The organism is Thermithiobacillus plumbiphilus (assembly GCF_038070005.1).
GTDB lineage: Bacteria > Pseudomonadota > Gammaproteobacteria > Acidithiobacillales > Thermithiobacillaceae > JBBPCO01.
Map to the genome: position 1 here is coordinate 183,159 of NZ_JBBPCO010000001.1, position 17,196 is coordinate 200,354.

The window sequence follows — 17,196 nt, forward strand, 5'->3', positions numbered from 1 at the left end:
GCATGTCGCAGGAATCAGGTGCCCTGGCGCTTGCCGCGCCTGGCGTGGCGGGTCCGGAGCAGGCGGCGCTGGCCTTTGTCCGTGGCGCGCCCCTGAATGTCCTGCCCAAGGATCTCTACATCCCGCCGGATGCGCTTGAAGTATTTCTGGAGTCCTTTGCCGGTCCCCTGGACCTGTTGCTGTATCTGATCAAGCGCAGCGAGATGGACATCCTCGACATCCCCATTGCCGAGGTGACCCGCCAGTACATGGCTTACGTGGACCTGATGCGGGCAACGCGTCTGGAGCTGGCGGCCGAATATCTGCTGATGGCGGCCCATCTGGCCGAGATCAAGTCGCGCATGCTGCTGCCACGGCCGGTCAATCCGGAAAGTGCTGAACCCGAGGATCCGCGCGCGGAATTGGTGCGGCGGCTGCAGGTGTATGCCCAGTTCCAGGCGGCGGCTGCAAGGCTCGACGAACTGCCCCAGGCCGGAAGGGATTTCTGGCCCGCCGTGTTGCCGCCCGAAGACCGGCCAATGCTGCTGCGCCCGCCTGCCGCCACCCTGCAGGACCTGCTCGCAGCGCTGGGCGGTTTGCGGCATCGCGCTGAGCTCTACGCCGAACATCAGGTGCGCACCGAACTGCTTTCCGTGCGCGCGCGCATGGTCGACCTGCTGGACTGGCTCAATGAACCGGCGCGGGCCGGGCGTTTCTGGCCTTTTGCGCAGTTGCTGCGTCCGGCGGAAGGTGCGCTTGGACTGGTGGTCACCCTGATGGCCATGCTGGAACTGGGGCGGGCGCAGGATCTGCAGTTCCAGCAGGAGCAGCCCTTCGCGCCGATCCATGTGCGCGCCGCATGAGCCCGAAAGAGGTCAGGGATATTCTGGCCGCGGCGCTGCTGACGGCCGGCGAACCGCTGAATCTCCATGGATTGCTGCGGCTGTTCGAGCCGGAACAGGCGCCAAGCCGTGAGACCCTGCGCAAGTTGCTGGATGAGTTGCGGGATGAATATCGGGACGCGCCGGTGGTGCTGGTCCGGGTGGCTGGCGGCTACCGATTTCAGGCCAGTGAAAGGGTGCAGCCCTGGCTGGCGCGGCTGCATGCGGTGCAGACGCCGAAGCCGTCAAAGGCATTGATGGAAACATTGGCGATCATCGCCTATCGCCAGCCCATCACCCGTGCTGAAATCGAGGAGATTCGCGGCGTGGCGGTCAGTCCGGGTATCCTCAAGACCCTGCAGGGCTATGACTGGGTACGCGTGCTTGGCCATCGGGATACGCCAGGGCGCCCGGCGCTACTGGGCACCACCACAGCCTTCCTGTCGCATTTCGGCCTGGATAGCCTGGCCCAGCTACCACCCCTGGACGAGTTGCGCGATCTGGAACAAATCGCGGCCAGCCTGTCCTAAATCAGTAGGACTGGCATTCATACAAAGAGCATCCCATGGAAAACGAAAAACTGCAGAAGGTGCTGGCCCGGATTGGTGTGGGTTCGCGTCGCGAGATGGAAACCTGGATCAGCGCCGGGCGGGTGCAGGTCAATAACGAAGTCGCCAAGCTGGGCGACCGGATCGGGCCCTTCGATGATATCAGTATCGATGGCGAACCGATTCCCGAGTGGCGCCGCCAAGGCCCACGCCGCCGGGTCATCCGCTATCACAAACCCGTGGCCGAGTTGACCACGCGCAAGGATCCGGAAGGCCGGGCCACCGTCTTCGACAAGCTGCCGCGCCTGCGCCAGGGCCGCTGGATTGCGGTCGGCAGGCTCGACATCAACACCATGGGGCTGTTGTTGCTCACCACCGACGGGGAACTGGCCAATGCGCTGATGCATCCGCGCCAGCAGATCGAGCGCGAGTACGCGGTGCGCGTGCTGGGTCAGCCCACGGATGAGAATCTGCAGCAGTTGCGCGAGGGCGTGATGCTCGAAGATGGCATGGCCCACTTCGACAGCATCGAGTTCGAAGGTGGCGAGGGCGCGAACAGTTGGTATCGCGTGGTGCTGAAGGAGGGACGCAACCGCGAAGTGCGGCGCATGTGGGAATCCGTGGGACTGACGGTGAGTCGGCTGATCCGGGTGCGTTATGGCCCGATCGGACTGCCTCGCAGCCTGCGGCCGGGCCGCTGGGAGGACCTGGAACCCGAGGAGCTGGCGCTGCTGCTGGAAGCTGCGGGCTTGCCCCCTGAGGTGGAAGCGCAACCGGAACCCAAACCCGCGCCTCGGCCGGGCAGAGGCGTACTGTTTCGACGCCATCGCAATGCCGCTGCTGCCCAGGGGCGGGGAGAAGGACAGCGCGGTGCCAATGCGCGGACAGGATCGGAGCGAGAGCGCCCGGTCCTGAGCCTGCGCGCTGATGCCAAGGCCAGTCAGCCAGCCCGGCGGGACGAGCGGGGATCAGGCAATAACCAGGCCCGGCGCCCGGATGCCGGCAGGCCGCGTCAGCCAGGAGGTCGGGGCAACGCCGGCCCGGGACGACGCGGACGTTCGTGAACGGCGGTCCGGCCCTCCCACAAATCTATGAACGCCTGCTGGCCCACTTCGGCTCGCAGCACTGGTGGCCCGGAGACACGCCCTTCGAGGTGATGGTCGGCGCGGTGCTGACCCAGAATACCGCCTGGACCAATGTCGAAAAGGCCATCTTGCGCTTGCGCGAGCGCGGTTTGCTGGATGCGTCCGCCATGCTTGCCGCCCCCATCGAGATCCTGGCCGAGAGTATCCGCCCGGCGGGATATTACAATGTGAAGGCCCGCCGTCTGCATGCCCTTTGTGCCTTCCTGGCGGAGCAGGGCGCGCTGAGTGATCCGTATCGGCTCAGGACGGCAGCGGACATTCCGACGCTCAGGCAGCAGTTGCTTGCCGTTCATGGCATCGGCGAGGAAACCGCGGATTCGATTCTCCTCTATGCCCTCGATCTGCCCAGTTTTGTGGTGGATGCCTATACCCGCCGGATTTTCACCCGGCTTGGGGTTTTTACCGGAAATGAAAGCTATGCGGCCATTCAGGCCCGTTTCCGGGACCAAATGCCGGAAGATCTCGCCTGCTACAATGAATACCATGCCCTGATCGTGATGCTGGGCAAGTCCATCTGCCGCCCAGGCCCCCGCTGCACCCTTTGTCCCTTGAGAGAGACTTGCGGCCATGCCGATCGAGTTTCCGACTGACGCGAAAGCAGCCTTTGCCCTGCAACGCAAACTGGCCCGCGAGGTCAGGCTGGAGGCCTGCCCGAGTCAGGTCAGCCTGGTGGCGGGCTGCGATGCGGCCCTGAGCCCCGATGGCCGCGAGGTGCTTGGGGTGGCGGTGCTGCTGGACTATCCCGGCCTGCATTTGCTGCACCTTGAGGTCTGCCGGCAGCCGCTGACCATGCCCTATGTGCCGGGTCTGCTATCCTTTCGGGAAGGGCCTGCGGTGCTGGCGGCGCTGGAGGCCCTGCCGCAGCGTCCGGATCTCCTGCTGGTGGATGGCGCCGGCATTGCCCACCCGCGTGGCCTGGGCATTGCCGCGCATCTTGGGGTATTGTTGGATCTGCCGGCCATCGGCGTGGCCAAGTCACGCCTGATTGGTGAGGAACTGATGCCGGGTCCCTTGCGGGGCGACCGCGCGCCCCTGCAACATCATGGTAAAACCATCGGCAGCATCCTGCGCACCCGGGACGGGGTACGGCCACTCTATGTGTCTCCAGGACACCGCTGTACCATCGCGGGCGCCGCTGACTGGGTACTGGCCTGTGGTCGTGGATACCGCCTGCCCGAGCCCACGCGTCTGGCGGATCGTCTGGCCGCCGAGCACAAGCGCCTGCTCAAGGAGCAAGGAGAAGCGCACAGTGCTCGGCAGCTGCTTTAAAATCCTTACATGAGGAGAGGGATGCATGACTCTGAAAAATAATACGTTCTCTCTGCTCTCAGCTCTCATTCTGTTGTTTTCCATGTCAGCCAGCCAGGCCGCCGAAACACGCACCTTTCGGGCCGGCATCGCCAGCGCCCATCCCCTGGCCACCCAGGCCGGGTTCGAAGTGCTTGCCGCCGGCGGCAATGCCTTTGATGCCGCAGTGGCCGTGAGTGCGGCACTTGGCGTGGTGGAGCCATTCGGATCAGGCCTGGGCGGTGGTGGTTTCTGGTTGCTGCATACCGCGGACGGGCGAGATGTCTTCGTCGATGGCCGCGAGCGCGCCCCACTGGCTGCTACCCGCGACATGTATCTCGATAAGAACGGGGATGTTCGGCCGCGTGCCTCTCTCGATGGTCCGCTGGCTGCCGGCATCCCGGGCGTGCCGGCAGCACTGGTGCATCTGGCCGAGCGCTATGGCCGCCTGACCCTGGCTGCTGACCTGGCGCCGGCCCTCCGTTATGCCGAAAGAGGCTTTCCGGCGGGTCCAGCCTATCGGCGCATGGCCTCGGAGCGGCTCGCCGCCCTGTCCGCTGATCCGGCCGCCAGGGTTTTTCTGCAGGGTGGAGGTGTTCCAAAACCGGGATTTCGCCTGCTGCAGCCGCAACTTGCCCAGACCCTGCGCCGCATTGCCCAGCAGGGCCATGCCGGCTTTTACGCCGGCCCTGTGGCCCAGGAACTGGTCAGGAGCGTACGCGAGGCCGGGGGAATCTGGACTGCGAAGGACCTGCAGAGTTATCGCGTGATCGAGCGCAGGCCGATCCAGTTTACCTACCGGGGCGCGAAGATCACCGCAGCACCACCCCCATCCTCGGGCGGTGTGGTGCTGGCGGAAGCCCTGCAGATACTCGACAGGCTTCCCATGAAACAGGCGGATCGGGTGCAGCGCATGCACTACACCATCGAGGCCATGCGTCGCGCCTATCAGGACCGGGCACGTTTTCTCGGTGATTCCGATTTCGTTGCCATGCCCATGCAGCGCCTGCTCAGCCCAAACTATGCTGCCGAACGCGCGCGTGGCATCGATCCCGAAAGCGCCACACCCAGTGCCAAGCTTAGTGATGGCGCGGCCATGCCGACTCAGGGCCCGCAGACCACCCACTTCAGTGTGGTGGACGACGAGGGCAACCGGGTTGCCGGCACTTTGAGTCTGAACATGATGTTCGGCTCGGGATTCGTGGCGGGCAGCACCGGTGTGCTGCTCAATGATGAAATGGATGACTTTGCCAGCAAGCCCGGCGTGCCCAATGTCTATGGCCTGGTGGGCGCCGAGGCCAACAGTATCGCGCCGGGCAAGCGACCCCTGTCGAGCATGTCACCGACCTTTGTCGAGGACTCACGCGGGGTGCTCGTGCTCGGCACGCCGGGTGGTTCGCGCATCATCAGCATGGTGCTACTCGGCATTCTGGAATATCTGGATCAGCCCAGGCCCGATCCGCTGCTGATCGTGGCCCGGCCGCGTTATCACCACCAGTTTCTGCCGGATCGCGTGCAGGTGGAGCCGGCCAGCTTCAGCACAAATACCCTGCAGGCGCTCGAACTGATGGGGCATGAAGTCGAGGTGGTGTCGCGCCGCTGGGGCAACATGCAGGTGGTGTTTCAGGGGCGTGACGGGCACATGCTCGCCGCCAGTGATCCGCGCGGCGAAGGGCTTGGCCGGGTGCAGAGCATACGGGAGACAACATCAGCCATTCCTGCTGCGGGAAGGATGCTTGATGAAGTCGATGACTATGCTGATCAGGGATTTATAGAATAAATATAGAGTGATATGACATGAGTCAGGCTTCCCCCATTGCATATCAAATCGTGCCCAAAAACCTGGGCGCGCATCTTTTCGAGGTAAGCTGCACCGTCGCGGACCCGAATCCGGCCGGGCAGTGTTTCAGCCTGCCCGCCTGGGTGCCCGGCAGCTATCTCATCCGCGAGTTCGCTCGCCACATCGTCCGCCTCAAGGCCAGCGCCGATGGCAGGCCGCTTGGGGTGCGCAAGATCGACAAGGATACCTGGTGCTGCGAACCGACATCCGCATCCATCACTTTAACCTATGAAGTCTATGCCTTTGATTTGTCAGTGCGTGCTGCCTATCTCGACAACACCCGCGGCTACTTCAATGGCAGCAGCGTCTTTTTGCGACCGCATGGTCTGGAGGATCGGGTCTGCGCGCTGGAGATCTGCCCCCCGGCCGGGACGGCCTTCCAGGACTGGCGCGTCGGCACGTCCATGGCGCGCGATGGCGCCCCGGCCTATGGCTTTGGCCGCTACCGGGCTGCCAACTACGATGAACTGATTGATCATCCCGTGGAGATGGCGCCATTCACCCTGGCGCAGTTTACAGCCTGCGGCGTGCCGCACGACATCATCATCACTGGCCGGCATCGCGCCGATCTGGACCGGCTTTGCCGCGATCTCAAGACCATCTGCGAATACCAGATCCGGCTCTTTGGCGAGCCCGCACCGATGGACCGCTATGTCTTTCTGGTGCTCGCCGTGGGCGATGGTTACGGTGGCCTGGAGCATCGTGCATCGACCAGCCTGATCTGCAAGCGCGACAATTTACCGCAAATGGTACCGGCAGGACTTGATCAGGACCCCAATGATCCTAATAGCAACGAGGGCTATCGCAGCTTTCTCGGGCTCTGCAGCCATGAGTATTTCCATACCTGGAACGTCAAGCGCATCAAGCCGGCCGCCTTCACGCCCTATGATCTCGCACGCGAGGCCTACACCACCCAGCTCTGGGCCTTCGAAGGCATCACGTCCTACTACGATGATCTGGTGCTGCGGCGCAGCGGTCTCATCAGCCCGGAAACCTATCTTGAAATGCTCGGGGAGACCGCCACGCGGGTCTGGCGTGGCAGCGGGCGGCTCAAGCAGTCAGTGGCCGAATCCAGTTTCGACGCCTGGACCAAGTTCTACCGCCAGGATGAAAATGCCCCCAATGCCGTAGTCAGCTATTACGCCAAGGGCAGCCTGGTGGCGCTGGCGCTTGATTTGCTGCTGCGCTCCCGAACCGGCGGCAAGCATTCGCTGGATGATCTCATGCGGCTCTTGTGGCAGCGTTATGGCCAGGCTGCTACCGGGATTCCGGAAGGGGGCATCGAGGCTGCGGCCGAGGAGCTGAGTGGCCTGGATCTTCGGGATTTCTTCGCGCAAGCGGTCTACGGGACCGAGGAGCTGCCGTTCGCGGAGCTGCTGGCGCCCTTTGGCATCCAATTCCAGCTGCGCCAGGCAGAGTCCGACAAAGACAGTGGCGGCAAGCCCGCCAAAGACAAATCCGGGCGCAGTCGCAGCGTGCTTGGCGCTCGCATCGCCAGTGGCGAGGAGGCGCGGCTGATCCAGGTCTTTGATGAGGGGCCTGCCCAGCAGGCAGGGCTGGCGGCAGACGACGTGGTGATTGCCGTGGATGGCCTGCGCGTGAGTGGCAGGAATCTTACTGATGTGATCGCCGGCCATGTGCCAGGCAGTCGGGTGCAGGTGCACGCCTTCCGGCGCGATGAGCTGATGGTTTTTGATCTGACCCTGGCGGGAGCATCGCTGGATACCTGTGTTCTCACACTGGATGCCGAGGCCAGTCCCGAGCAGGTAAAGGCGAGGGAGGCCTGGCTCGAGCCTCTCTGAGCATTCTGTCTGTGCGTCTGGCAGGGCCTCGCCCTGAGTCTTGCCCGATCCGTCGGATGCTTGCGCCTGGCCTGACAGGGATACCCTTTCACGGAAGAGGAGAAAGGGATGGAAAAGAAGAGCCTGCGGCCTGTTCCCGGGGCCGAGCGCGCCGGGCGCAAACGTCTGAGCCTGAAATCAGAACTGATCCTGGCCTTGCTTCCCACCATCGCGGTACTGTTAGTGTTCTTTCTCGTCGAAAGCTTCAGCCAGCAACGCCTTCTGTTTGCCTCACTCGCCTCAAGCGCCTTTCTGATCTACCTCGACCCGCAGCATGAGACCAACCAGGTGGGCACATTGTTCTGGGCTCAGAGTCTGGCTGCCGTGGTCGGTGTGCTCAGCCTGAGCCTGATCGGACCGGGCTATGCAGCAGCGGCGGTGGCCATGATCGTTGTGATCATGCTGATGGTGCCACTGAACGTCGTGCATCCGCCCGCTGTCTCCACCACCTTGAGCTTCGCCTTTCGTAGCGGGGACGGCAACAACCTCGTGCTCTTTGGCATGGCCCTGGGCATGATCCTCGTCCTGGTCATACTGGAGCAACTCACCTTACGTCTCTTGGCACATCTATCCTTCAGGCACTCTGACCCGGAGAACAACAAGAATGCTCCCTGACTTTGGCGTGACTGAAGAAACCATCATTCATGTCCTGCAATGGCTGAGACTTTTCATCGAAACGACTGGCGCCGCCATTGTTGGCGCTGGCGTGATCCAGGTCATCTTTCAGCTGGCCATGGCCGCGATCAAGCGCCGCGAAGCTTCCTATAACGCCATACGGCTGACGCTGGCGCGCTATCTCGCCCTGGCCCTGGAGTTTCAGCTTGGCGCAGACATCCTGTCGACCGCCATCGCACCAAGCTGGGACCAGATTGGCAAGTTGGGAGCCATTGCCATCATCCGGACGGCGCTGAATTATTTTCTTTCCAGGGAAATGGCGGAAGAGCGCAAGGCAGAGGAAAACGAAAAGACAGTCAGGTCTGACAAGGCGGGCTGAATCTCCTCGGGGCTGTGCAGTACCTGAATAGAAAAGGGGCTCAATGAGAGCCCCTGGGTTGTTTCTGGCTTTTAGCTGTTCTGACCGGATCCGCTGAGGCTGATGCTGCACACCAGATTGCCTGGCTTGCGATAGGCATCGAGATCCACCCCGGCCAGCGCCGGGATGCGCGAGTAGTCCACTGAGCCCTTGCGGTAGATCTTGGCCAGCCGCACGCCGCCGCCCACCGTGATGCCTGGCTCCGCCAGCGCCTCCAGCCTTGCGCGCGCCTCGGCTTCCAGGGCCCGGGCCTGGTCCAGCGCCTCACGGGCCGCCTGCCAGGCCTGCGCCGAGGCTTGCCAGGCCTCATCACTGCGCAGATGGCGATCGTGACCACCTGGCTGCGGCGGTTCCCGATTGACGACCTGCTGCCAGAACTCCTGCTCGACCTCGATCAGATCGCGGATATAGCTGCCGTCAGGCGTCACTTCCACCAGCACGCCATCACGGCCGTCAAAGGACCAGTAATGGCAGGCCTGAGCGCCCGTCACGCTGAGCTGGTGCTGGATCTGGGCCTGGTATTTCTGGGGAATGCGTCCCGCCAGCGCCGCCTGGTGATCTCCCGCGCCAGGGCACTTGATCTCCAGAATGAGATCGCCCTCCAGCGAAATGCCATCGAGGCTTGCCAGCATGAAGTCATGACCAGGATGAATCCGGCAATGCGGCTCCATAATGTTGCCGGTATAGGCCTCATAGGCCTCGCGGGCCAGGGGTTCGAGCATCAGCCCGCGCAGCATGACAGGATTTTTGGGCCTGGGCTGACTCAGCCCGAGCTTCTGCTCCCACAGCTGCAACGGCGTCAGCCAGGGCGAGTCCCCAGTGATGATGGGGGCCTCGGACGCGCCGATGCCCCCCTTGCGCCAGTTGAGCCATTCAGCGCTCTGCTGCTTCATGCCGCGTTCCGCCGCTTCTTCTCAAGCAGCTTCAGCGCCCGGCTGTAGTCGCGTGCCGGCAGTTCCTCGAAAGCACCGACATGGAAGAAGGACAGCATCTTGTCCACGTCCGCACCGGCATCTTCCGCGAGCTTGCGCAGGTTCGCCTGCTGCTCGACCGTGATGGTGTCAGCCCGCACTTCTGGCTGCGGCTGCAACTGCTGGTGGATGGCGTTTTCAACCTCGTTGGCGGAAGCGTATTCGCCACCATGCAGGCCGACATTGGCGAGTGCCCGACCTACCGCACTGGTCTCGCAGTTCTCGATGGCGCTGGTGCGATTCACCTGGCTGGAGTTGCGCCTTTCCTCGGCATATCCGTTGCCAAGCAGCATCCACTGGCCATCCTGCAGGAACTCGATCCGTGCCAGCACGACGACATGGTCATCGTTGGCTTCCACGATCTCGGTCAGGATGCGCCCGCGCAGCCCAAAGATCTCGCGAAACACCTCATTTCGCTGGGCAACGGTGGTATAGCGCTTCCTGCCCAGTAGAATGCCTTTCTCGTTGAGTTCGGCTACCCGCTGCATGGCGGATTTCAGCAGTTTGTTCAGCTCTTCCATGTTTGCTCCATCCTTCAATTGGGTCCCGATCCACTGGATTTGGAAAGGCCGGGCAAAACTGCCCGGATAGCCAGCAAAGTTGATGAAAACAAAGGCTTTGGAGAGCACCACAGGCTGGCTTTCCGGAGTATCCCCCAAGCTATACTAAGACCACGCCTGGCAGGAAAAGTTCGTGATTACCCACTTATCAAACTGGAATTCAGGAAAGTGCTGCAAAGTGACATCATATCACTGGTTAAGCGCTGATGAGAAAAGGAATTGTCCAGCAATGAATCCGCAGATATTTGCTCAGCGCCGCGCTTCGCGCAGGTGATGGATGCCGGCTTCACTGAGTCGCAGGCTGGCTGCCTGACGCGCCTCCGGGCTGGCAAAGGGGCCGACCAGCACCAGGAAATAAGGCCCTCTGCGCTCGACATCAACATTGTCAAAACCCGCTGCCTGCAACTGCTGGCGTCGGCGCTCGGCATTCTCAGCGCGGGAAAACGCTCCGGCCTGTAGATAAACGGCTGACCCGGCTGTGTTTGCATCAGGCGCAGCACTCGGGCCTTGCGCCAGCGATGGTGTTGACGGCGCAACCGACAGGGCCTCGATCTCGACCCGCCCAAGGCCGGTGATGCCCAGTGCCCTGGCGCTGCCCGCGGAAAGATCCATGATGCGGCCAGGAACGAAGGGCCCGCGGTCATTGACGAGCAGCTCGATCGAGCGGCCATTGTCCAGATTGGTCACCCGTGCCCAGGTGGGCAGGGGCAGGGTCTTGTGCGCGGCGCTCAGGCCGTCGGGATCAAAGCGCATACCCATGCTGGTGGTGTTGCCGGATTCATGTCCATACCAGGACGCCAGCCCCCGTTCCCGGTAGCCGATACTGCTGGCCATCGGGTAATAGGTCTGCCCGCGAATGGTATACGGTCGGTTGTAGGCGGCACGCAGGTTGGGTGAACCGATGTCCGGCCGCTGCGGGGTGGTGCTGCAGGCGGCCAGTGTGAGGAGCAGAAGGAGCAGGGCGGGCGCGCGCGGGATGAGGCTGGCGCATCCGGAGAAAGGGTGTTTCATGCAGCACTTCCGTCAGGTGTTTGAGTCGGGAACGGTGGTATCGGCCGAGGCGTCAGCGTTCAATGATCTGCTGCGGCCAGCAGCCTTTCCAGAATCTCCCGGTAGATCTCGGCCAGGAGCGCGAGATCCGCAACCCGGACATGCTCGTTGAGCTTGTGGATGCTGGCATTGAGCGGCCCGAGCTCGATGACCTGGGCGCCCGTGGGCGCGATGAAGCGCCCGTCCGAGGTGCCACCCCCGGTCGAAAGCTGCGCATCCACGCCAGTGACCTGGCGGATGGCCGCCTGCGTGGCGCTCACCAGTTCGCCAACCGGGGTCAGGAAGGGCTGCCCGGAGAGGTTCCAGGTCAGATCATAGTCGAGCTGATGGCCTTTCAGCACATGTTCCACACCCGCGCGCAGTTCCGCATCGGTGACCATTGGTGAAAAGCGGAAATTGAAAACCACCTCACAGACACCTGGGATGACGTTGGTCGCACCCGTACCAGCATGAATATTGGAAATCTGCAATGAGGTCGGCTCGAAATATTCGCTGCCCTCATCCCAGCGAATCTGGCTCAGTTCGGTCAGCGCCGGCAGTGCCCGGTGAATCGGGTTATCCGCGAGGTGCGGGTAGGCGATGTGGCCCTGCACGCCCTTGACCCGCAGGGTTCCATTCAGGGAGCCACGCCGGCCATTCTTGATGGTATCTCCCAGGCTTTCCGAGGAGGAGGGTTCGCCGACCAGGCAGTAATCGATCTGACGACCCTGCTGGCGCAGCCATTCCACCACCTTGACCGTACCGTTGACGGCAGGCCCTTCCTCATCGGAGGTGATCAGAAAGCCGATGCGCCCGGTGTGCTGCGGATGCAGGGCGACGAAACGCTCGACGGCCACGATCATGGCCGCGAGACTCCCTTTCATGTCCGCGGCTCCGCGGCCATAGAGCACGCCATCACGCACGCTGGGCGTGAAGGGGTCGCTCTCCCAGGCCTCCAGGGGGCCGGTCGGCACCACGTCGGTATGTCCGGCAAACACGAAGAGCGGACCTGTCTCGCCACGCTCCGCCCAGAAGTTCTGGACCTCGCCAAAGGGCAGGGGGGTGCAGGTGAAACCGACCTTCTCCAGCCTGTTCATCATCATTTGCTGGCAGTTCCTGTCAGCAGGAGTAACGGAAGGCTGGGCGATGAGCGCCTCGGTCAGTTCGAGCACGGGCTCCTTAGGCATGTCATCCTCTTGGGTCATTGAAAATCATTGGTCTGGGACATGGAAGTATGGACATCAGGCAAACAGATTCGCGTAAATCTCCGGCCGGAATCCCTGCTGCAGAATGCCACCGTGGGCCAGCACGGGCCGCTTGATCAGGGTGGGATATGCCAGCAGCAGCCGGCAAATCCGGGATGGTTCCAGATCGTCTTTTTCTTCTGCTGGCAGTTGCCGCCAGGTGGTCGACTGGCGATTCAGGAGCGCGTCCCAGCCAAGTGCCCCCGCCCAGCTTTCGAGCAGGGGGGCATTCAGGTCGCCCACACGCAGATCATGGAAGCGATAACTGACGCCGTGCTCATCGAGCCAGCGTCGCGCCTTGCGGCAGCTATCGCAGGTATTGATGCCGTAAAGGGTGGTCTGTGCGGATTGCATCTGATCCGCCGGCGCGGCAGGCACCACGCCGGCGCTCCTGCTCAGATATCGCGCAGCAATTCGTTGATGCCGACCTTGGAGCGGGTCTTGGCGTCCACCTGCTTGACGATCACGGCGCAGTAGAGACTATAGCTGCCATCCTTGGAGGGCAGGTTGCCGGATACCACCACGGAGCCCGCCGGAATGCGCCCGTAGCTGACCTCGCCGGTCTCGCGGTTGAAGATCTTGGTGCTCTGGCCGATATACACGCCCATGGAGATCACCGAACCCTCCTCGACGATCACGCCTTCGACCACTTCCGAGCGCGCGCCGATGAAGCAGTTGTCCTCGATGATGGTGGGGTTGGCCTGCAGCGGTTCGAGCACCCCGCCGATTCCCACGCCACCGGAGAGGTGTACATTCTTGCCGATCTGGGCGCAGGAGCCCACGGTGGCCCAGGTATCGACCATGGTGCCTTCATCGACATAGGCGCCGATGTTCACAAAAGAGGGCATGAGTACCACATTGCGGCCGATGAAGGAGCCCTTGCGCACCGAGGTGCCGGGTACCACGCGAAAGCCGCCGGTGCGAAAATCATTGCTGTTGTAGTCGGCGAACTTAGGCTGCACCTTGTCGTAGTACTGGGTCTCGCCGCCATTCATGCGGACATTGTCCTCCAGCCGGAAGGACAGGAGCACGGCCTTCTTGATCCACTGGTGTGTCATCCACTGGCCGTCCTTTTTCTCGGCCACCCGCAGCACGCCCTTGTCCAGGCTCTCGATCACGTGCTGCACGGCCTCGCGCAGTTCCGGCTGGGCGTTGCGCGGGGTGATCTCGGCGCGTGCCTCGAAAGCCTCTTCAATGATTTTCTGCAGTGCTTCCATGTCTTTATCCTTTATTTGAATCAACGAAATCCCTGATGCGCCTGGCCGCTTCCACGCATTCCTCCAAAGGGGCGACCAGGGCGATGCGGACGCGGTCCTTGCCCGGATTCTGTCCCTGGCTCTGGCGCGACAGATAGGCGCCCGGCAACACTGTGACGTTTTTAGTAGCAAACAGATCGCGGGCAAAGGCCTCGCCATCGCCCACTTTGGGCCAGAGATAGAAGCCCGCTTCCGGCGCGCTGACATCGAGGCTGCCGCCGAGAATATCCAGCACTGCCGTGAATTTCTCGCGATAGGCCGCGCGGTTGGCGCACACATGCGCCTCATCCTGCCAGGCGGCAATCGCGCCGGACTGAATGAAGGGCGGCGTGGCATTCCCAAGATAGGTGCGATAAAGCAGATAGTCCTTGAGAATCTGCGGATCACCCGCCACGAAGCCCGAGCGCGCGCCCGGCATGTTGGAACGCTTGGAGAGGCTGTGAAAGGCCAGGCAGCTTTTCAGGCTGTGATGCCCCATGCTGGCAGCCGCCTGCAGGATGCCCACCGGCGGGTTTGCTTCATCGAGGTAGATCTCGCTGTAGCACTCGTCCGAGGCGATGACGAAATCATGCTGCTGGGCCTTGTCGATGAGATAGGCCAGGGTATCCTGAGCCAGGACCGCGCCAGTCGGGTTGTTGGGCGAGCAGATGTAGAGCAGACGCGTGCGCTGCCAGGTCGCCTCATCCACTGCCCGGTAATCCGGCTGGCCATCCGTGCCCGCATTGAGATAGACCGGCTCGCCGCCCGCGAGTATCGCCGCGCCTTCATAGATCTGGTAAAAGGGGTTCGGCATCAGGACCTGTTCGCGCGGAGACGCGCAGGGGTCCAGCAGCGCCTGGGCGATCGAAAACAGCGCTTCGCGGGTACCATTGACCGGCAGCACATGCGTGTCAGCCCTGATAAAATCCGCCGGCAGTTGAAATCGCTGGGCCAGCCAGCGCGTAATGGCCTCGCGCAAGGCGGGCAGACCGGCAGTCTTGGGGTACTGGGAAATCCCGTGCAGGTGCTCGATGATGCTCTCGGTCACCTGATGCGCCGCCGCATGTTTCGGTTCGCCGATGGACAGATCGATGGCGTGGAACGAGGCGGGGGGCGTCAGACCGCGCTTGAGTGCGGCGAGCCGTTCGAAGGGATAGGCCTGCAGGCCTGCAAGACGTGGGTTCAATGTGCGGCTTCCCGGAGAAAAGCGCCATTATAGGAACAATCAGGTGCCATCTGCAAAGTTCCGGGGCGCGCAGGGCCAGCCTCGTTCATGTTTCATCCATTCCGGATTCCAGGAAACAGCATGACTGAAAAGAAATCAGACTGGCAGCCAATTGCCGCGCTCCTGCTTGGTGCCACCCTCTGGGGGACCATGTGGTGGCCCCTGCGTCACTTCGAGACAGCCGGACTTAGCGGCGGCTGGATGCTGTTCGCCAGCTACGGGCTTGCCGCCCTGGTTGCCCTGCCCTGGATGTGGCGCAGCCGCAGAGACTGGCGGCAGGCGCCGGGCGTGCTGCTGTTGCTCGTCATCTTCGGCGGTTGGACCAATGTCGCCTTTTCGTTTGCAGTACTCGAGGGGCAGGTAGTGCGCGTCCTGCTGCTTTTCTATCTGGCCCCGGTCTGGAGCATTCTGGGGGGCAGGATCTTCCTTGGCGAGCGGCTGAGCGCGTATCGCCTGCTGGCCATGCTGATCGCTCTGACAGGGGCGCTGCTGGTGCTGGTTCATGGTGATCCGCGCAAGCTGGCAGAGACACCCCTGATCCGCGCCGACTGGCTGGCCCTGAGCGCTGGCATCGCCTTTGCTGCCACCAACATCACCCTGCGATTCTCGCCGGGCATGTCCAATGCCAATCGGGCTGGTGCTGTCTGGATCGGGGTCGCCCTGTTCGCCCTGATTGCCGTTCTGCTGGAATCCGGCGGCACGCCCTCAGTCTCTGGCGTACTTTTCCTTCAGATAGCGCTCTTTACCCTTGGCTGGCTGATGCTGGCAACCTTGCTGATCCAGTTTGGGGTAGTGCATATGGAAGTTGGGCGCTCGTCAGTGATCATGCTGTTCGAGATCATCGTCGGTGCTGTCTCCGCAGCCTTGCTTGCCGGGGAAACGATTGCCCTGCTGGAGTGGGTCGGGGCGCTGTTCATCGTCAGTGCCGCCTGGCTGGAGGCCAGGGATACGGACCAGGGCCACCCGGCAACGCAGCCCTGAAGGATTTCTTCAACCATTGGGCCTGGTTGCCAGATGGCTGTGGCTGCGGGCATAGAAGAAATATACGATCAGGCCAATGGCAGTCCAGATCGCAAAGCTCTTGAGGGTGAAGGCGGACAGGCTCGCGATCAGATAGGTACAGAAGATGATGGCCAGGATCGGCGTCCAGGGCATGAAAGGCGTTTTGAAGGGGCGGGGCAGATCCGGGCGTGTGCGCCGCAGCACCAGTACGCTGAAGGAGACCAGCACGAAGGCTGTGAGCGTGCCGGCATTCACCAGGCCCGCCACCTCATGGATGGGCAGGAAACCGGCAACCATGGCAGCCATGACCCCCGTGAGCAGAATGATGCGCGTCGGTGTCCTGAAGCGCGGGTGCACGGCGCAGAACACCGGTGGCAGCAAGCCGTCGCGCGACATCGAGAAAAATATCCGGCTCTGGGCATAGAGCAGCACCAGCAATACCGAGGTCAGACCGGCGATGGCGCCCACGGCAATCAGGCTGGAGGCAAGGTGCTCGCCAACCCGAGCCAGGGCGTAAGCGACCGGATAGGAGACATCGAGCTGATGATAGGGCAGCAGGCCAGTCAGCTCGGCCGAGACCACGAGGTAGATCAGGGTGCAGACCAGCAGAGAACCGAGCAGGCCGATGGGTAGATCGCGCTGCGGGTTGCGCGCCTCCTCGGCAGCCGTGGATACGGCATCAAAGCCGATATAGGCAAAGAAGATCAGCGCCGCCCCGCTCATCACACCCTGCCAGCCGAAGGGCATGTAAGGCTGCCAGAGTTTCACATCGACGTGTTTTGCGGCCACGATTATGAACAGCGCAATGACGGCAAGCTTGATCATCACCACCACGTTGTTGAAGCGGCTGCTTTGCTTGACGCCGATGGCAAGCACCGCGCTCACCAGCAGAATGATGATGAAGGCGCTCAGGTTCATGATGCCGCCTTCGTGCGGCGCCTTGGTCAGTGCTACCGGAAGTGAAATCCCCAGGGCTTCGAGAATGTGATTGAAATATCCCGACCAGCCGATGGCCACCACGGATGAGGCCACGCCGTATTCGAGCATGAGATCCCAGCCGATCAGCCAGGCCAGAAACTCACCGAGAGACACATAGGAATAGGTGTAGGCGCTGCCGGCAATGGGGACTGATGACGCCAGTTCGGCATAGACCAGGGCTGCAAGGATGGCTGCAAGGCCGGAAACCACGAAGGACAAGGTGATCGCGGGTCCGGCATTGTTGGCCGCGGCTATACCGGTCAGCACGAAGATGCCGGTGCCAATGACCGCCCCGATCCCCAGCAGCACGAGATCCATCCCTCCGAGTGCCCGATGCAGACCACTCTTGCCCTGTTCCAGGGCACTTTCAATCGATTTGGTGCGAAACAGGCTCATGC

The 17,196-nt window shown here is 62.5% G+C and carries 18 protein-coding genes; 10 read left to right on the forward strand and 8 right to left on the reverse strand.

What is annotated here, in order from left to right:
- Nucleotides 1-2 precede the first annotated feature (2 nt).
- From WOB96_RS00905 to WOB96_RS00945, 9 genes are all read left to right on the forward strand, one after another.
- A complete protein-coding gene (locus WOB96_RS00905; protein WP_341369378.1) occupies nt 3-842 on the forward strand; it encodes a segregation and condensation protein A in 840 nt (279 codons plus the stop codon).
- Nucleotides 839-1,390, forward strand: coding sequence for an SMC-Scp complex subunit ScpB (gene scpB, locus WOB96_RS00910; protein WP_341369379.1), 552 nt, complete (start codon nt 839-841; stop codon nt 1,388-1,390). The genes WOB96_RS00905 and scpB overlap by 4 nt, the downstream gene beginning before the upstream one ends.
- A 35-nt stretch (nt 1,391-1,425) precedes the next feature.
- Nucleotides 1,426-2,472: a 23S rRNA pseudouridine(2605) synthase RluB gene (rluB, locus tag WOB96_RS00915; RefSeq protein ID WP_341369380.1), complete on the forward strand. Its 1,047-nt coding sequence runs from the start codon at nt 1,426-1,428 to the stop codon at nt 2,470-2,472.
- Nucleotides 2,469-3,143, forward strand: coding sequence for an endonuclease III domain-containing protein (locus tag WOB96_RS00920; protein ID WP_341369381.1), 675 nt, complete (start codon nt 2,469-2,471; stop codon nt 3,141-3,143). Before rluB ends, WOB96_RS00920 begins: the two co-directional genes overlap by 4 nt.
- Entirely contained in the window at nt 3,121-3,822 is a 702-nt protein-coding gene (gene nfi, locus WOB96_RS00925) for a deoxyribonuclease V (protein ID WP_341369382.1), read from the forward strand. The genes WOB96_RS00920 and nfi overlap by 23 nt, the downstream gene beginning before the upstream one ends.
- A 25-nt stretch (nt 3,823-3,847) precedes the next feature.
- Nucleotides 3,848-5,620 carry a gamma-glutamyltransferase gene (gene ggt / locus WOB96_RS00930; protein WP_341369383.1) on the forward strand — a complete coding sequence of 591 codons (1,773 nt, stop codon included), beginning with the start codon at nt 3,848-3,850 and terminating at the stop codon, nt 5,618-5,620.
- 17 nt (nt 5,621-5,637) lie between these two features.
- Complete coding sequence (locus tag WOB96_RS00935) at nt 5,638-7,482, forward strand: M61 family metallopeptidase (protein ID WP_341369384.1); 1,845 nt, start codon at nt 5,638-5,640, stop codon at nt 7,480-7,482.
- A gap of 108 nt (nt 7,483-7,590) precedes the next feature.
- Nucleotides 7,591-8,136, forward strand: a complete 546-nt coding sequence (locus WOB96_RS00940; RefSeq protein ID WP_341369385.1) for an HPP family protein — start codon at nt 7,591-7,593, stop codon at nt 8,134-8,136.
- Complete coding sequence (locus WOB96_RS00945; protein ID WP_341369386.1) at nt 8,126-8,515, forward strand: DUF1622 domain-containing protein; 390 nt, start codon at nt 8,126-8,128, stop codon at nt 8,513-8,515. Before WOB96_RS00940 ends, WOB96_RS00945 begins: the two co-directional genes overlap by 11 nt.
- Before the next feature lie 71 nt (nt 8,516-8,586).
- On the opposite strand, the gene WOB96_RS00950 is transcribed toward WOB96_RS00945, so the two are convergent.
- From WOB96_RS00950 to dapC, 7 genes are all read right to left on the reverse strand, one after another.
- A complete protein-coding gene (locus WOB96_RS00950) occupies nt 8,587-9,447 on the reverse strand; it encodes a YqaJ viral recombinase family nuclease (RefSeq protein ID WP_341369387.1) in 861 nt (286 codons plus the stop codon).
- Complete coding sequence (locus tag WOB96_RS00955; RefSeq protein WP_341369388.1) at nt 9,444-10,046, reverse strand: hypothetical protein; 603 nt, start codon at nt 10,044-10,046, stop codon at nt 9,444-9,446. Before WOB96_RS00955 ends, WOB96_RS00950 begins: the two co-directional genes overlap by 4 nt.
- 288 nt (nt 10,047-10,334) lie before the next feature.
- Nucleotides 10,335-11,096 (reverse strand): septal ring lytic transglycosylase RlpA family protein, encoded by a 762-nt coding sequence (locus tag WOB96_RS00960; protein ID WP_341369389.1) that lies wholly within the window; start codon nt 11,094-11,096, stop codon nt 10,335-10,337.
- A 59-nt stretch (nt 11,097-11,155) separates the two neighbouring features.
- On the reverse strand, nt 11,156-12,301 hold the full coding sequence (gene dapE / locus WOB96_RS00965) for a succinyl-diaminopimelate desuccinylase (protein WP_341369390.1): 1,146 nt from the start codon (nt 12,299-12,301) through the stop codon (nt 11,156-11,158).
- 54 nt (nt 12,302-12,355) lie between these two features.
- Nucleotides 12,356-12,739 (reverse strand): arsenate reductase, encoded by a 384-nt coding sequence (locus WOB96_RS00970; protein WP_341369391.1) that lies wholly within the window; start codon nt 12,737-12,739, stop codon nt 12,356-12,358.
- A 14-nt stretch (nt 12,740-12,753) separates the two neighbouring features.
- On the reverse strand, nt 12,754-13,575 hold the full coding sequence (dapD, locus tag WOB96_RS00975; RefSeq protein WP_341369392.1) for a 2,3,4,5-tetrahydropyridine-2,6-dicarboxylate N-succinyltransferase: 822 nt from the start codon (nt 13,573-13,575) through the stop codon (nt 12,754-12,756).
- 4 nt (nt 13,576-13,579) lie between these two features.
- Nucleotides 13,580-14,779, reverse strand: a complete 1,200-nt coding sequence (gene dapC / locus WOB96_RS00980) for a succinyldiaminopimelate transaminase (RefSeq protein WP_341369393.1) — start codon at nt 14,777-14,779, stop codon at nt 13,580-13,582.
- A 120-nt stretch (nt 14,780-14,899) separates the two neighbouring features.
- Here dapC and WOB96_RS00985 point away from each other — a divergent pair, with 120 nt between their 5' ends.
- A complete protein-coding gene (locus WOB96_RS00985) occupies nt 14,900-15,799 on the forward strand; it encodes a DMT family transporter (RefSeq protein ID WP_341369394.1) in 900 nt (299 codons plus the stop codon).
- Nucleotides 15,800-15,808: 9 nt separating this feature from the next.
- Here WOB96_RS00985 and WOB96_RS00990 read toward each other — a convergent pair whose 3' ends face one another.
- Nucleotides 15,809-17,194, reverse strand: a complete 1,386-nt coding sequence (locus tag WOB96_RS00990; protein WP_341369395.1) for an amino acid permease — start codon at nt 17,192-17,194, stop codon at nt 15,809-15,811.
- Nucleotides 17,195-17,196: the final 2 nt, after the last annotated feature.

Bases quoted from the DNA above. Each gene is read 5' to 3' on its own strand.
- WOB96_RS00960 (WP_341369389.1), bottom strand. From the start codon at position 11,096: ATGAAACACCCTTTCTCCGGATGCGCCAGCCTCATCCCGCGCGCGCCC.
- WOB96_RS00950 (WP_341369387.1), bottom strand. From the start codon at position 9,447: ATGAAGCAGCAGAGCGCTGAATGGCTCAACTGGCGCAAGGGGGGCATC.
- WOB96_RS00985 (WP_341369394.1), top strand. From the start codon at position 14,900: ATGACTGAAAAGAAATCAGACTGGCAGCCAATTGCCGCGCTCCTGCTT.
- dapE (WP_341369390.1), bottom strand. From the start codon at position 12,301: ATGCCTAAGGAGCCCGTGCTCGAACTGACCGAGGCGCTCATCGCCCAG.
- WOB96_RS00935 (WP_341369384.1), top strand. From the start codon at position 5,638: ATGAGTCAGGCTTCCCCCATTGCATATCAAATCGTGCCCAAAAACCTG.
- ggt (WP_341369383.1), top strand. From the start codon at position 3,848: ATGACTCTGAAAAATAATACGTTCTCTCTGCTCTCAGCTCTCATTCTG.
- WOB96_RS00990 (WP_341369395.1), bottom strand. From the start codon at position 17,194: ATGAGCCTGTTTCGCACCAAATCGATTGAAAGTGCCCTGGAACAGGGC.
- nfi (WP_341369382.1), top strand. From the start codon at position 3,121: ATGCCGATCGAGTTTCCGACTGACGCGAAAGCAGCCTTTGCCCTGCAA.
- WOB96_RS00955 (WP_341369388.1), bottom strand. From the start codon at position 10,046: ATGGAAGAGCTGAACAAACTGCTGAAATCCGCCATGCAGCGGGTAGCC.
- WOB96_RS00940 (WP_341369385.1), top strand. From the start codon at position 7,591: ATGGAAAAGAAGAGCCTGCGGCCTGTTCCCGGGGCCGAGCGCGCCGGG.
- dapD (WP_341369392.1), bottom strand. From the start codon at position 13,575: ATGGAAGCACTGCAGAAAATCATTGAAGAGGCTTTCGAGGCACGCGCC.
- WOB96_RS00945 (WP_341369386.1), top strand. From the start codon at position 8,126: ATGCTCCCTGACTTTGGCGTGACTGAAGAAACCATCATTCATGTCCTG.
- rluB (WP_341369380.1), top strand. From the start codon at position 1,426: ATGGAAAACGAAAAACTGCAGAAGGTGCTGGCCCGGATTGGTGTGGGT.
- scpB (WP_341369379.1), top strand. From the start codon at position 839: ATGAGCCCGAAAGAGGTCAGGGATATTCTGGCCGCGGCGCTGCTGACG.
- WOB96_RS00905 (WP_341369378.1), top strand. From the start codon at position 3: ATGTCGCAGGAATCAGGTGCCCTGGCGCTTGCCGCGCCTGGCGTGGCG.